14 protein-coding genes and 1 other annotated feature are annotated in these 13699 nt (G+C 53.0%); of the genes, 10 read left to right on the top strand and 4 right to left on the bottom strand.

Annotated elements, in window-relative coordinates; translation table 11 throughout:
- Nucleotides 1-241: 241 nt before the first annotated feature.
- Nucleotides 242-1069: an SDR family oxidoreductase gene (locus O3S68_RS02510; protein WP_269230727.1), complete on the bottom strand. Its 828-nt coding sequence runs from the start codon at nt 1067-1069 to the stop codon at nt 242-244.
- 175 nt (nt 1070-1244) lie between these two features.
- Between O3S68_RS02510 and hisL the strand changes: the two genes are divergently transcribed.
- The 9 genes from hisL to hisIE all read left to right on the top strand — a co-directional run bounded on the left by hisL (nt 1245) and on the right by hisIE (nt 8449).
- Nucleotides 1245-1295 (top strand): his operon leader peptide, encoded by a 51-nt coding sequence (gene hisL, locus O3S68_RS02505; protein ID WP_001364200.1) that lies wholly within the window; start codon nt 1245-1247, stop codon nt 1293-1295.
- Nucleotides 1271-1393, top strand: a sequence feature (His leader region). Its footprint overlaps the gene before it by 25 nt.
- A gap of 35 nt (nt 1394-1428) precedes the next feature.
- Nucleotides 1429-2328 (top strand): ATP phosphoribosyltransferase, encoded by a 900-nt coding sequence (gene hisG, locus O3S68_RS02500; RefSeq protein ID WP_020454271.1) that lies wholly within the window; start codon nt 1429-1431, stop codon nt 2326-2328.
- Between the two features lie 4 nt (nt 2329-2332).
- Nucleotides 2333-3637 carry a histidinol dehydrogenase gene (hisD, locus tag O3S68_RS02495; RefSeq protein ID WP_045510638.1) on the top strand — a complete coding sequence of 435 codons (1305 nt, stop codon included), beginning with the start codon at nt 2333-2335 and terminating at the stop codon, nt 3635-3637.
- Nucleotides 3634-4695 carry a histidinol-phosphate transaminase gene (hisC, locus tag O3S68_RS02490; RefSeq protein ID WP_269230726.1) on the top strand — a complete coding sequence of 354 codons (1062 nt, stop codon included), beginning with the start codon at nt 3634-3636 and terminating at the stop codon, nt 4693-4695. The genes hisD and hisC overlap by 4 nt, the downstream gene beginning before the upstream one ends.
- Nucleotides 4692-5759 carry a bifunctional histidinol-phosphatase/imidazoleglycerol-phosphate dehydratase HisB gene (hisB, locus tag O3S68_RS02485; protein WP_045510641.1) on the top strand — a complete coding sequence of 356 codons (1068 nt, stop codon included), beginning with the start codon at nt 4692-4694 and terminating at the stop codon, nt 5757-5759. The genes hisC and hisB overlap by 4 nt, the downstream gene beginning before the upstream one ends.
- Nucleotides 5759-6349 carry an imidazole glycerol phosphate synthase subunit HisH gene (gene hisH / locus O3S68_RS02480; protein ID WP_269230725.1) on the top strand — a complete coding sequence of 197 codons (591 nt, stop codon included), beginning with the start codon at nt 5759-5761 and terminating at the stop codon, nt 6347-6349. Before hisB ends, hisH begins: the two co-directional genes overlap by 1 nt.
- On the top strand, nt 6349-7086 hold the full coding sequence (hisA, locus tag O3S68_RS02475) for a 1-(5-phosphoribosyl)-5-[(5-phosphoribosylamino)methylideneamino]imidazole-4-carboxamide isomerase (RefSeq protein WP_269230724.1): 738 nt from the start codon (nt 6349-6351) through the stop codon (nt 7084-7086). Before hisH ends, hisA begins: the two co-directional genes overlap by 1 nt.
- The gene (gene hisF, locus O3S68_RS02470) at nt 7068-7844 is read left to right on the top strand and encodes an imidazole glycerol phosphate synthase subunit HisF (RefSeq protein ID WP_269230723.1); all 777 of its coding nucleotides are present in this window, start codon (nt 7068-7070) and stop codon (nt 7842-7844) included. Before hisA ends, hisF begins: the two co-directional genes overlap by 19 nt.
- Complete coding sequence (gene hisIE, locus O3S68_RS02465) at nt 7838-8449, top strand: bifunctional phosphoribosyl-AMP cyclohydrolase/phosphoribosyl-ATP diphosphatase HisIE (protein WP_097405685.1); 612 nt, start codon at nt 7838-7840, stop codon at nt 8447-8449. The genes hisF and hisIE overlap by 7 nt, the downstream gene beginning before the upstream one ends.
- Nucleotides 8450-8488: 39 nt before the next feature.
- Here the strand turns inward: hisIE and wzzB are convergent, their stop codons facing one another.
- Entirely contained in the window at nt 8489-9472 is a 984-nt protein-coding gene (gene wzzB / locus O3S68_RS02460) for an LPS O-antigen chain length determinant protein WzzB (RefSeq protein WP_269230722.1), read from the bottom strand.
- Between the two features lie 204 nt (nt 9473-9676).
- Here wzzB and O3S68_RS02455 point away from each other — a divergent pair, with 204 nt between their 5' ends.
- A complete protein-coding gene (locus O3S68_RS02455) occupies nt 9677-10681 on the top strand; it encodes an NAD-dependent epimerase (protein ID WP_269230721.1) in 1005 nt (334 codons plus the stop codon).
- Between the two features lie 44 nt (nt 10682-10725).
- On the opposite strand, the gene ugd is transcribed toward O3S68_RS02455, so the two are convergent.
- Nucleotides 10726-11892, bottom strand: coding sequence for a UDP-glucose 6-dehydrogenase (gene ugd / locus O3S68_RS02450; protein ID WP_045510666.1), 1167 nt, complete (start codon nt 11890-11892; stop codon nt 10726-10728).
- Between the two features lie 267 nt (nt 11893-12159).
- Nucleotides 12160-13566 carry an NADP-dependent phosphogluconate dehydrogenase gene (gene gndA / locus O3S68_RS02445; RefSeq protein WP_045510668.1) on the bottom strand — a complete coding sequence of 469 codons (1407 nt, stop codon included), beginning with the start codon at nt 13564-13566 and terminating at the stop codon, nt 12160-12162.
- Nucleotides 13567-13699 lie beyond the last annotated feature (133 nt).

Here is a 13699-nt window from a genome sequence, read left to right as displayed (position 1 = left end):
ATCTATCCGGTACGAAGCCCGGCCTCTTTTATTGAATGACGTTTGTGCCTGCAAAAAAAATAACCGACGGATTAACGTCGGCTAGTCTCTTCATTTTTTTGCAGCGGCGTATTTTGCACCATCCTGAAGCAGGATGACAATACGGTAAGGCCTACCCTGCACCGTTTATGCATCTAAATGCTTGAATTTTAGGCTATCGCTGAATTATTAAACATTTTAATAGCACTAATTGCTAAAAAAATTACGCCAGCGGCATCTGAGCCGGATCCGGATAAAGATAGTCAAAGCCCAGTTCATTGCAAATACGGCTACCGTCTATGATTTTTCCCTTCTCATCATCGCTGCGCGACGCGGTGAAGGTGGGCGGCGTAAGGCCAAGCTGTCGCGCCATTGCCGTGTAGAAACTTTTGCGCGACGGATGTCCCGGCGCACAAAGATTATAGATGTGTCCGCCTTTCGGTGCCTGCAGCAACAAGGTAATCGCGGCGATAACATCTTCGAGATGTACCAGATTAACGCCGTGCTGGCCGTTAGGCGCGGTTTTTCCGGCCAGAAAGCGCCCCGGATGGCGCGCCGGTCCCACCAGCCCTGCCAGGCGTAAAATATCCACCGATGTGCCGGGCAAATTATGCAGCCAGTCTTCCAGCTCTTTCAGCACCCGTCCGCTTGCGGTAACAGGCTGGCGCGGCGTGGTTTCTTTGATGACACCGGGCGCATCGCCATAAACAGAGGTGGAACTGGTAAAAATAATACGCGGTATGCGATAAGCCAGCGCGCTGTCGACAATCTCCTGCATCGCTTGCAGATAGAACTCTTCGCCGGGGCCGCTGCGGCGCGCCGGGAGGGTGATAACTAACGCATCGACCTGCATCAGCGCATCCAGATCCGCCGATTCGCAGACTAATTCTGGTTCAAGGTTGAGCACATAACTTTCGATGCCGCACATACGCGCCGCCTCGACGCCATCCTGGCTGGTTTTACTGCCGGTAACTTGCCAGCCTCGCGCTGTTAATGACAGTGCCAGCGGCATTCCCAGCCATCCTAATCCGATAATCGCGACCTTTTTCATGCCTCTCCCCTGCACTCTCGCTTCCACCTGTTTAAGGCTACGCCAGCCAGTGATAACTGACAATTCATACAACGAATATGAAATGATTTAATGATAAAAAAAAGCCCTTGCCTTCGGCGACCAAAGTGGTTTACGTTAACTGACAACTTATGAATAAACATTCATCGAGAATTTTATGACCCGCGTTCAATTTAAACACCACCATCATCACCATCATCCTGACTAGTCTTTCAGGCGATGTGTGCTGGAAGACGTTTGGATCTTCCAGTGGTGCATGAACGCAGAGAAAGCCCCCGGAAGATCTTCTTCCGGGGGCTTTTTTTTGAACCAAATTCAGCAGGATAAAAGAGGACAACAGAATGTTAGACAACTCGCGTTTACGCATAGCTATTCAGAAATCCGGCCGCCTGAGCGATGATTCACGCGAACTACTGGCCCGCTGCGGGATTAAAATTAACCTGCACACCCAGCGCCTGATCGCCCTGGCGGAAAATATGCCGATTGATATTCTGCGCGTACGCGATGATGACATTCCGGGCCTTGTGATGGACGGTGTCGTTGATTTGGGCATCATCGGCGAAAACGTGCTGGAAGAAGAGTTGCTGACCCGCCGCGCGCAGGGTGAAGATCCGCGCTATTTCACCCTGCGTCGCCTCGATTTCGGCGGCTGCCGCCTGTCGCTGGCAACGCCAGTGGATGAAAGCTGGAGCGGGCCGCAAGCGCTGGATGGTAAACGTATCGCCACCTCTTATCCGCACCTGTTAAAACGCTATCTCGATCAGAAAGGCGTCTCTTTTAAATCTTGTCTGTTAAATGGTTCTGTTGAAGTCGCCCCGCGTGCAGGTCTGGCGGATGCGATTTGCGATCTGGTTTCGACCGGCGCGACACTCGAAGCTAATGGCCTGCGCGAAGTGGAAGTGATTTACCGCTCCAAAGCCTGCCTGATCCAGCGCGACGGTGAAATGACCGACGCCAAACAGCAACTTATCGACAAACTGCTGACCCGTATTCAGGGTGTTATCCAGGCGCGCGAATCGAAATACATCATGATGCACGCGCCAAGCGAGCGTCTGGAAGAGGTCGTTGCCCTGCTGCCTGGCGCTGAACGCCCCACCATTCTGCCGCTGGCGGGCGATCAACAGCGTGTGGCAATGCACATGGTCAGCAGCGAAACCCTGTTCTGGGAAACCATGGAAAAACTGAAGGCGCTGGGAGCAAGTTCCATTCTGGTGCTGCCGATTGAGAAGATGATGGAGTAATGCCATGAGCTTCAATACCGTAATCGACTGGAATAGCTGTAGTGAAGCGCAGCAACGCGACTTGCTGATGCGCCCGGCGATCTCTGCTTCTGATAGCATCACGCGTACCGTGGTTGAGATTCTGGATAACGTGAAAGCGCGCGGGGATGACGCCCTGCGTGAATACAGCGCCAGGTTCGACAAGACTCAGGTCGACGCGCTGAAAGTCACCGAACAGGAAATTGCTGATGCCAGCGCGCGCCTGGGTGACGATATCAAGCAAGCGATGGCCGTGGCGGTGAAAAATATCGATACCTTCCACACCGCGCAGAAGCTGCAAACGGTGGATGTTGAAACCCTGCCAGGCGTGCGCTGCCAGCAGGTTACCCGCCCTATCGCCTCGGTTGGCCTGTATATTCCCGGTGGCTCCGCGCCGCTGTTTTCAACCGTATTAATGCTGGCCACACCGGCGCGTATTGCCGGTTGCCAGAAAGTGGTGCTCTGCTCACCGCCGCCGATTGCCGACGAAATTCTCTATGCCGCTAAGCTGTGCGGCGTGCAGGCGATCTTTAAAGTGGGTGGCGCGCAGGCGATTGCCGCGCTGGCCTTTGGCACCGAATCGATCGCGAAGGTCGATAAAATTTTTGGCCCAGGAAATGCCTTTGTGACCGAAGCCAAACGCCAGGTCAGCCAGCGTCTGGACGGTGCGGCGATTGACATGCCCGCCGGTCCTTCTGAAGTGCTGGTGATTGCCGACAGCGGCGCAACGCCAGATTTTGTCGCCTCCGATCTGCTTTCGCAGGCGGAACACGGCCCGGACTCGCAGGTGATCCTGCTGACGCCGGACAGCGAAATGGCCACCCGTGTAGCCGAGGCGGTTGAACGCCAGCTTGCGGAGCTGCCTCGCGCCGAAACCGCTCGCCAGGCACTCTCTGCCAGCCGCCTGATTGTGGCGCGCGACTTAGCGCAGTGCGTGGCGATTTCCAACCAATACGGGCCGGAGCACCTGATCATCCAGACTCGCGACGCCCGTTCGCTGGTGGAGAGCATCACCAGCGCGGGCTCGGTGTTTCTCGGTGACTGGTCGCCGGAATCCGCAGGCGATTACGCCTCCGGCACCAACCACGTGCTGCCAACTTACGGGTATACCGCCACCTGTTCCAGCCTGGGTCTGGCCGATTTCCAGAAACGTATGACGGTGCAGGAACTCTCCCGGGAAGGTTTTGCGCAGCTTGCCAGCACCATTGAAACGCTGGCGGCGGCAGAACGCCTGACCGCTCACAAAAACGCCGTCACGTTGCGCGTTAACGCACTAAAGGAGCAAGCATGAGCATTGAAGAACTGGCGCGTAAAAACGTGCGCGAACTGACGCCCTATCAGTCGGCTCGCCGTCTTGGCGGTAAAGGTGACGTCTGGCTGAATGCCAATGAGTTCCCGACGGCGGTTCCTTTTGAACTGACACAGCAAACATTAAATCGTTACCCGGAGTGCCAGCCGAAAGCGGTTATCGAAAGTTATGCGCAGTATGCGGGCGTAAAACCGGAGCAAGTGCTGGTCAGTCGTGGCGCAGATGAAGGGATTGAACTTCTAATCCGCGCGTTTTGTGAACCGGGTAAAGACGCGGTACTGTTCTGCCCGCCGACCTACGGCATGTACAGCGTCAGCGCCGAAACGCTGGGCGTGGAATACCGTACCGTTCCGGCCCTTGCCGACTGGCAACTGGATCTGCAAGTTATCGCCGACAAACTGGATGGCATCAAAGTTATTTATGTTTGCAGCCCGAATAACCCCACCGGGCAGATCATCAATCCGCAAGATTTCCGCGTCTTGCTCGAGATGACGCGCGGCAAAGCCATTGTTGTGGCGGATGAAGCGTATATTGAGTTTTGCCCGCAGGCCACGCTGGCGGGCTGGCTCAGTGAATACCCGAATCTGGTGGTACTGCGTACGCTTTCTAAAGCGTTTGCGCTGGCTGGCCTGCGTTGCGGTTTTACCCTTGCTAATGAAGACGTTATTGCGCTGCTGTTAAAAGTGATTGCCCCCTACCCGCTCTCCACGCCGGTGGCAGATATTGCCGCGCAAGCGCTCAGCCCGCAGGGGATTGTCGCGATGCGCGAGCGGGTGGCGCAGATTCTGGTTGAACGCCAGTATCTGGTTACCGCGCTACGGGATATTCCCTGTGTGGAGCAGGTGTTTGACTCAGAGACCAACTATATTCTTGTGCGCCTGACCGCTTCCAGCGCAGTGTTTAAATCTTTGTGGGATCAAGGCATTATCCTGAGAGACCAGAACAAACAACCTTCTTTAAGCGGCTGCCTGCGTATCACCATTGGCACCCGTGCAGAGAGCCAGCGCGTCATTGACGCCTTACGTGCGGAGCCAGTATGAGCCAGAAGTACCTGTTTATTGACCGTGACGGAACCCTGATTACCGAGCCGCCTACCGATTATCAGGTGGATAAATTCGACAAGCTGGCCTTTGAGCCAAATGTGATCCCGGTACTGCTGAAACTGCAAAAAGCGGGCTACAAACTGGTGATGATCACCAACCAGGACGGTCTGGGCACCAGCAGTTTCCCACAGGCGGATTTTGATGGCCCGCACAACCTGATGATGCAGATCTTTACTTCGCAGGGTATTGCGTTTGAAGAGGTGCTGATTTGCCCGCATTTTGCAGATGATGAGTGCGACTGCCGTAAGCCGAAAGTGAAACTGGTGGAACGCTGGCTGGCGGAAGACGCGCTCGATCGCATGAACAGCTATGTGATTGGCGATCGCGCTACTGATATTGAGCTGGCGAACAACATGTCGATTGGCGGTTTGCGATACAACCCTGAAACGCTGAACTGGGCGATGATTGGTGAGCAACTGACGCGCCGCGATCGTTATGCGCACGTTGAACGCAACACCCGTGAGACACAGATTGATGTCAAAGTGTGGCTGGATCGCGAAGGCGGTAGCAAGATCCACACCGGCGTCGGTTTCTTCGACCATATGCTCGATCAGATTGCGACACATGGCGGTTTTCGGATGGAAATTGTGGTGAAAGGCGATCTCTATATTGACGATCACCACACGGTCGAAGATACCGGGCTGGCGCTGGGGGAAGCGCTAAAACTGGCGCTCGGCGACAAACGTGGTATCAACCGTTTTGGCTTTGTGTTGCCGATGGACGAATGTCTGGCTCGCTGTGCGCTGGACATCTCCGGCCGTCCGCACCTCGAATATAAAGCGGAATTTGCCTACCAGCGCGTGGGCGATTTGAGCACCGAAATGGTCGAGCACTTCTTCCGCTCGCTCTCTTACACCATGGCGGTGACGCTGCATCTCAAAACCAAAGGCAAAAACGACCACCACCGCGTGGAAAGTTTATTTAAAGCATTTGGCCGCACGCTGCGCCAGGCGATCCGCGTGGAAGGCGATACGCTCCCCTCATCAAAAGGAGTGCTGTGATGAATGTGGTGATCCTCGATACCGGCTGCGCCAATCTGAACTCGGTGAAATCCGCCGTCTCGCGCCACGGTTACGAGCCGCAAGTCAGCCGCGACCCGGATGTGGTGCTGCGCGCAGACAAACTGTTTTTACCCGGTGTCGGAACCGCGCAGGCGGCGATGGATCAGCTGCGCGAGCGAGACCTGATCGAACTGGTGAAAGCCTGTACGCAGCCGGTGCTCGGCATCTGCCTGGGAATGCAACTGCTTGGGCGCTTTAGCGAAGAGACCCACGGCGTCGATTTGTTGGGCATCATTGAACAGGATGTGCCGAAGATGAAAGACGCTGGCCTGCCGCTGCCGCATATGGGCTGGAACCAGGTTTACGCAAAAGCCGGCAACCGTCTGTTCCAGGGCATCGAGGATGGCGCTTATTTCTACTTTGTGCACAGCTACGCCATGCCGGTGAATGCGTACACCATTGCCCGCTGCGATTACGGCGAGCCGTTTACCGCTGCCGTGCAGAAAGACAATTTTTACGGTGTGCAGTTTCACCCGGAACGTTCCGGCCGCGCAGGTGCGCAACTGCTGAAAAACTTCCTGGAGATGTGATGATTATTCCAGCTTTAGATTTAATTGACGGCACCGTCGTACGTCTTCATCAGGGCGACTACGCGCAGCAGCGCGATTATGGCAACGACCCGCTGCCACGCTTGCAGGATTACGCCGCTCAGGGCGCGCAGGTGCTGCACCTCGTCGATTTAACCGGTGCGAAAGATCCGGCGAAACGCCAGATCCCGTTGCTGAAAATGCTGGTTGCCGGGGTGAACGTTCCGGTACAGGTGGGCGGCGGTGTACGCACGGAAGAGGACGTCGCCGCCCTGCTCTCGGCCGGTGTTGCCCGCGTGGTCATCGGCTCGACGGCGGTAAAATCGCCTGAGGTAGTGAAAGGCTGGTTTGCACGTTTTGGCGCAGACAAGCTGGTGCTGGCGCTGGATGTGCGCATTGATGAACAAGGCACTAAGCAGGTCGCGGTGAGCGGCTGGCAGGAGAACTCCGGGGTGACGCTGGAAGCGCTGGTGGAAACCTATCTTGCTGTTGGCCTGAAGCATGTATTGTGCACCGACATCTCGCGAGACGGCACGCTCGCGGGCTCGAACGTTGCGTTGTATGAAGAGATTTGCGCTCGCTGGCCGCAGGTAGCGTTTCAGTCTTCCGGCGGTATTGGCGGTTTAAATGATATTGCCGCCCTGCGCGGTACTGGCGTGCGCGGCGTGATTGTCGGACGGGCGCTGCTGGAAGGTAAATTCACGGTGAAGGAGGCCATTCAATGCTGGCAAAACGGATAATCCCTTGTCTTGACGTGCGTGATGGCCAGGTGGTGAAAGGCGTACAGTTTCGTAATCACGAAATTATTGGCGACATTGTGCCGCTGGCAAAACGCTACGCCGAAGAAGGCGCGGACGAGCTGGTGTTCTACGATATCACCGCCTCAAGCGATGGCCGCGTAGTGGATAAGAGCTGGGTATCACGCGTGGCGGAAGTGATTGATATTCCTTTCTGTGTGGCAGGTGGGATTAAGTCTGCTGACGATGCGGCGAAAATTCTCTCGTTCGGTGCAGATAAAATTTCGATTAACTCCCCTGCACTGGCCGATCCGGAATTAATCACACGGCTGGCCGATCGCTTTGGCGTACAGTGCATTGTGGTCGGTATCGACACCTGGTTTGACGCCGAAACGGGCAAATATCACGTTAATCAGTACACCGGTGATGAGAGCCGGACCCGGGTCACGCAATGGGAAACGCTGGACTGGGTGCAGGAAGTGCAAAAGCGCGGCGCCGGGGAGATCGTGCTTAACATGATGAACCAGGATGGCGTGCGCAATGGCTATGACCTTGAACAACTGAAGAAAGTGCGCGCGATGTGCCACGTGCCGCTGATTGCTTCTGGTGGCGCGGGCACCATGGAACATTTTCTGGAAGCCTTCCGCGATGCGAACGTTGACGGCGCGCTGGCAGCTTCCGTGTTTCACAAGCAGATTATCAATATTGGTGAATTAAAAACGTACCTGGCAGATCAGGGCGTGGAGATCAGGGTATGTTAACAGAGCAACAACTGGCCCAACTGGACTGGGAAAAAACCGACGGACTGCTGCCCGCCGTGGTGCAACATGCGGTTTCCGGCGAAGTGCTGATGCTGGGTTACATGAACAAAGCGGCGCTGGCTAAAACGCAGGAAAGCGGCAAAGTGACTTTTTTCTCCCGCACTAAAGGGCGTTTATGGACCAAAGGTGAAACCTCGGGCCATTTCCTTAACGTAGTGAAGATAGCGCCTGATTGCGACAACGACACATTGCTGGTCCTTGTTAACCCAATCGGCCCAACGTGCCACACGGGAACATCCAGCTGCTTTGGCGATACCAGCCACCAGTGGTTGTTCCTCTACCAGTTAGAAGAGTTGCTCGCCGCGCGTAAGACGGCCGACCCGGCAAGTTCTTACACCGCCAAACTTTACGCCAGCGGTACTAAACGTATCGCGCAGAAAGTGGGCGAAGAAGGAGTAGAAACGGCACTGGCGGCAACCGTGAACGACCGCGAAGAGCTGACTAACGAAGCCTCTGACCTGATGTATCACCTGCTGGTGCTGTTACAGGATCAGCAGCTTGATTTAACGACCGTGATTGAGAATTTACGCAAGCGGCATAAATAACGGGCGTAAAAAAACCGGGCGTTGCCCGGTTTTTTGTACTTATGCTTTTGATTGACGCTCCCGAAATGCGTTACGCATCAGCACAAAACCAGAACCCAGGATGCCCCCGAGTAAAATGGCCACTACAAGAGTAATTACCTTACGCGGGCTGTCCCGATGGATAGGCAGCGTTGGTTTCATCACGTAACGATAAGCATGTATATTTTGTGGCTTTACGACAATCGTCTGAATATTAAGAAGATTCTTGCGAATTTTGTAGTAATCATCAGGGAATACCAGCGGGCGGGACGATTCATTCTTGATCATCGACTCCAGCGCCGCGCTGCCAAGCAGAAACAGCGTATCCTGAGATACGTTTTCCGTTTGCCGCACTTGCGGTGAATGCACTTCCGCCTCTTTTGCAACAGAAAGTGCCTGGGCGATCTGTTTGATCCTAAGGTCTTTTTGCTCCTGTGCAACTTTTTCCTGCGTCGACAACGACTCAACTAAATCGCGAGTACGCGATTTCACACTGGTCTGTAAATCGTCAATCAATTCTTTGGCGATTTGTTGATCAATTTGCTCGATATATTGCGCCAGTTTTTTTTGTGCATCCTCGGCAGTACTTCCCTGATAGGTAACTTTTAGCGGCAATGGCTGCCCCTGGACCGCAGTATCAATAGTCAGTTTTTCCGGCTCATCCTGGTTACTAAGGGTTTCCGACAATGCCGTGAAGGCGGAATTAAAGCGGCCAATCACGCGCTGCTGGATACCTGCGATATCATATCTTTCATCGTTGCTCAATATGCTCATCGCATTGGAGTAACCAGCAATCTGCCCGGCATCAGGAGCGCTGATCACGGCGATCGAAGTCCATTTTTCTTTGGCAATACTTAAATAGACGCCAGCGACAATAACAGCGACAAGAATAAATAAGGCTACAATCCATTTACCACGCCAAAGTTGAGCTAAAACCTCTAACAAATCAATTAGTTCCGAATCATTACTCTGCCCGGCAGGCACATTGTTTTTTTCGTATGTCATAGCAACCCTAAATGAGAAGCGCAAAAGAGAATCATAGAGCGCGAGTTTAGCGGTTCGTTATTTTTTTTCTATAGGACTACGTGTAATTAAGATTTACCAGACACTATTTAAGAATAGTGACCGCGTTTATAACTGATAGCGATTACCTGTCGGGGATCATACAATAGAAGGATTGTACGTTTTTGATGTAAGAAAGGATTAGCTATGAAATTTCTGGTTACCGGCGCTGCCGGGTTTATCGGCTATCACGTCAGTGAACGTTTGCTGAAAGCAGGCCACCAGGTGGTGGGTATTGATAACCTGAATGATTACTACGATGTCAGTCTGAAGCAAGCGCGCCTGGACTTACTGGCCTTTCCCGATTTCCACTTTCATAAAATCGATCTCGCTGACCGCGAAGCGATGGTGCAGCTGTTTGCGCGTGAGAAATTCGACCGCGTTATTCATCTCGCTGCACAAGCAGGTGTCCGTTACTCGCTGGAAAACCCGCACGTTTACGCAGAATCTAATCTGATTGGACATCTGAACGTACTTGAAGGCTGCCGTCATCATAAAGTGCAGCATCTGCTGTATGCGTCCTCCAGCTCCGTTTACGGGTTAAACCGTAAGATGCCGTTCTCCACTGATGATTCAGTTGACCACCCGGTATCACTCTACGCGGCAACGAAAAAAGCCAATGAACTGATGTCGCATACCTATTCGCATCTGTATGGTCTGCCAACGACCGGCCTGCGTTTCTTTACGGTTTATGGCCCCTGGGGGCGCCCGGACATGGCGCTCTTTAAGTTCACGAAAGCGATGCTGGAAGGCAAGAGCATTGACGTTTACAACTATGGCAAAATGAAGCGCGACTTCACCTACATTGACGATATCGTGGAAGCGATTATCCGTATGCAGGATGTTATCCCGCAGCCGGATGCAAACTGGACAGTTGAAAGCGGATCACCAGCAACCAGCTCTGCGCCTTACCATGTTTATAACATTGGCAACAGCTCTCCGGTCGAGCTGATGGATTACATCACGGCACTGGAAGAAGCATTGGGTATTGAAGCGCAGAAAAACATGATGCCGATTCAGCCAGGTGATGTGCTGGAAACGAGCGCAGACACCCAGCCGCTGTATGAGGTGACAGGCTTTAAGCCCCAGACTTCAGTCAAAGACGGTGTGAAGCGCTTTGTTGACTGGTATAGAGCGTTTTATAACGTGTAAAAAAAAACGGCCCTGACGGGCCGTTTTACTTTAAGCAATAACAATTAGTCGTTACCGAATAAATCGCGGGTATAGACTTTGTCCTGAACATCAGCCAGTTCTTGCGCCATACGGTTGGAGATAATGACATCCGCTTCCTGTTTGAACGCGTCCAGATCGCGTACCACGCGGGAGTGGAAGAATTCATCTTCCTGCATTACCGGTTCATAAATGATGACCTGCACGCCCTTCGCTTTAATACGCTTCATGATGCCCTGAATTGAAGAGGCGCGGAAGTTATCGGAACCGCTCTTCATGATCAGACGATAAACGCCCACCACCTTCGGTTTACGCGCCAGGATGGAATCCGCAATAAAGTCTTTACGTGTACGGTTAGCATCAACGATAGCCGAAATAATATTATTCGGTACTGACTGGTAATTCGCCAGCAGCTGTTTGGTGTCTTTCGGCAGGCAGTAACCGCCGTAGCCAAACGACGGGTTGTTGTAGTGATTGCCGATACGCGGATCCAGACATACGCCTTCGATAATCTGGCGGCTGTTCAGCCCCAGGCTTTCTGCATAGCTATCCAGTTCGTTGAAGTACGCCACGCGCATCGCCAGATAGGTGTTGGCGAAGAGTTTAATCGCTTCGGCTTCAGTTGAGTCTGTAAACAGCACGCGAATATCTTTTTTGATAGCGCCTTCCTGTAGCAACGCAGCAAAACGCTCGGCACGTTCGGAGCGTTCGCCGATAACGATACGCGATGGGTGCAGGTTATCGTACAGCGCCTTACCTTCACGCAAGAATTCCGGTGAAAAGATAACGTTATCAATGCCATATTTTTCACGGATGGACTGGGTGAAGCCAACGGGAATAGTCGATTTAATGATCATCACCGCTTGCGGGTTGATCTCATGAACGTCACGAATCACAGACTCCACACTGCTGGTGTTGAAGTAGTTCGTTTTCGGATCGTAATCCGTCGGCGTGGCAATGATGACGAAATCCGCGCCGCGATAGGCGTCGAGTTTGTCCGTCGTCGCACGGAAGTTCAGCGGCTTATTCTGCAAATACTCCTGGATCTCCTTATCCACGATGGGAGAGATCTTCTGATTAAGCATATCTACTTTGGACTGAACGATATCCAGCGCCACCACTTCATGGTTCTGCGCAATCAGAATCCCGTTCGATAGCCCAACGTAACCTGTTCCGGAGATTGTTATTTTCATTCGATAAGCAACTTTTGTGAGTGTATGAAACCGGAGATGACGATCCCGTCGCCACCCGCTTAATATCAATAACTGTTGGGGTTTTTACCTCTTCTGTTGAGGGACTGTCAAGGCGACAATCGGCCGTCAACAGCGGCGTTTATGTATGGTTTAGCGGGAAATAATCGACAAAATGAATATGACTGCCCGAAAAAACGGCGGTTGAGACGAAAAAAAGGCCCGGTTTTAACAACCGGGCCTGGGTAAACCAGATGGGTGATTATCAGATTAATCCAGCCATTCGGTATGGAACACGCCATCTTTATCTGTGCGCTTGTATGTGTGCGCACCGAAATAATCACGCTGAGCCTGGATCAGGTTCGCCGGCAGTACCGCAGAACGGTAACTGTCGTAGTATGCCACCGCCGCAGAGAAAGTCGGTACCGGAATACCATTCTGCACGGCATAGGCCACTACATCACGCAGCGCCTGTTGGTAATCGTCGGCAATTTTCTTAAAGTACGGTGCCAGCAGCAGGTTTGCGATAGCCGGGGTCTCGGCATAAGCATCGGTGATTTTCTGCAGGAACTGCGCACGGATGATACAGCCTGCGCGGAAGATCTTCGCGATTTCGCCGTAATTCAGGTTCCAGTTGTGCTCGTCAGAAGCAGCACGCAGCTGAGAGAAGCCCTGTGCATAGGAAACAATTTTACCGAGGTACAGCGCACGGCGTACTTTCTCGATAAATTCAGCTTTATCACCCGCCGGTTTCGCCTGCGGGCCGGAAAGCACTTTAGACGCGGCAACACGCTGCTCTTTCAGAGAAGAGATATAGCGCGCAAACACGGATTCGGTGATCAGCGACAGCGGCTCGCCAAGGTCCAGAGAGCTCTGGCTGGTCCATTTGCCGGTGCCTTTATTCGCCGCTTCGTCGAGGATCACATCAACGAGATATTTACCCTCTTCATCTTTCTTGGTGAAGATATCTTTGGTGATGTCGATAAGATAGCTGCTCAGCTCACCTGCGTTCCACTCGCTGAAGGTTTTCGCCAGCTCTTCGTTAGAGAGATTCAGGCCGCCTTTCAACAACGCGTAAGCTTCGGCAATCAGCTGCATATCGCCATATTCGATACCGTTATGCACCATTTTAACGTAGTGACCCGCACCGTCCGGACCAATATACGTTACGCAAGGTTCGCCATCTTCCGCCACTGCAGCAATTTTGGTCAGGATTGGAGCAACCAGATCGTAGGCTTCTTTCTGACCACCAGGCATGATTGATGGACCTTTCAGCGCGCCTTCTTCACCACCGGAAACGCCTGTGCCGATGAAGTTGAAACCTTCTTCCGAAAGTTCGCGATTACGACGAATGGTGTCCTGGAAGAACGTGTTGCCGCCATCAATAATGATATCGCCTTTATCAAGATATGGCTTAAGGGAGTCGATAGCGGCATCGGTGCCAGCACCGGCTTTCACCATCAGCAGGATGCGGCGCGGGGTTTCCAGTGATTCGACAAATTCTTGTACGGTGTAGTAAGGAACCAGCTTTTTGCCCGGGTTTTCGGCAATGACTTCTTCGGTTTTTTCGCGCGAGCGGTTGAAAACTGAAACGGTGTAGCCACGGCTCTCAATGTTGAGCGCCAGGTTGCGCCCCATTACCGCCATACCAACAACGCCGATTTGTTGCTTGGACATTACATACTCCTGTCAGGTTTGAACACCCAGCCTGTATATCTACAGCCAGGTTAAGTAAAAATAATGTTAACTCAGGAAACCACTAAGCTGGTAGCAATAGATGTCACTTTGAACCACCAGTAGGCGCTCCTGT

Origin of the sequence: Kosakonia sp. SOY2 (genome assembly GCF_027109175.1) — a bacterium.
Classification (GTDB): domain Bacteria; phylum Pseudomonadota; class Gammaproteobacteria; order Enterobacterales; family Enterobacteriaceae; genus Kosakonia.
Note: the sequence above shows the minus strand (reverse complement) of the source record. Positions and strands in the feature narration are given on the sequence as shown.